Origin of the sequence: Pseudomonas sp. JV245A (genome assembly GCF_032424515.1) — a bacterium.
Classification (GTDB): Bacteria; Pseudomonadota; Gammaproteobacteria; order Pseudomonadales; family Pseudomonadaceae; genus Aquipseudomonas; species Aquipseudomonas protegens.
The window spans coordinates 1-743 of record NZ_VYKE01000469.1 but is presented as its reverse complement, the minus strand read 5'-3'; the positions used below and the strand labels follow the sequence as shown (position 1 = coordinate 743).

The 743-nt window shown below is 70.7% G+C and carries 1 protein-coding gene; it reads right to left on the bottom strand.

The genetic code is table 11. The annotated features are described in order from the left end of the window. Positions 1-28 precede the first annotated feature (28 nt). A partial coding sequence (locus tag F6S12_RS32495) for an MFS transporter (protein WP_409999888.1) occupies positions 29-743 on the bottom strand: 715 nt, incomplete at its 5' end.

The following is a 743-nucleotide window of genomic DNA, read 5'->3' as shown; positions in this document are numbered from 1 at the left end:
GGGGCAGGAAGGCGTTCCGAGCCGGCGCCTACCGCCGCCGTGGCCGCAGGCACCACCAGGCCAGCCCCAGGGCCAGGCTGAACAGGCCGGTCAGGGCCTGCAGCGAGCCCGCCGGGCTGTCCGCCAGGAAGCTGGCCAACAGCCCGCAGCCGGCGGTCATGGCCATCTGGATAAAGAAGAACAGCCCCGAGGCGGTGCCCGCCACCGCCGCATAGGGCTGCAGGATCGCCAGCTGGCAGGCGGGAATCGCCAGGCCCACCGAGAGCATCAGCGCCAGCATCGGCAGCACGATGGCCCACAGGCTGTCGGGCCACAGGCTGCGGGTGAGCAGCAACAGGCCGGCGCCGGCCAGGTTCAACAGGCAGGCCGCGGTGATCAGGCGGTCGGCACTGTGGCGTACCCCCAGGCGCTGGAACAGTCGCGACCCCATCAGGTAGCCGGCCACGGTGGCGGCGAACACCAGGGCGTAGGCCGTGGGCGACAGCCCCAGCTGGCGCTGCAACAGCGCCGGCGATTGCACAATGAACGGGAAGTAGGTGCAGTACAGGCAGCCGATGGCCAGGGAATAGCGCATGAAGTAGGCCTCGCCCAGCAGGCGCAGGTACAGGCGCGGCAGGCTTTTCACGGCCACTGGCGCGAGCTGCGGCGGGCGGGTTTCGGCCAGCCGCTTGAACATCAGCAGCCAGGCCGCAGCGGCCACCAGGCTCAGGCACAGGAACAGGCCACGCCAGCCCAGCAACTGG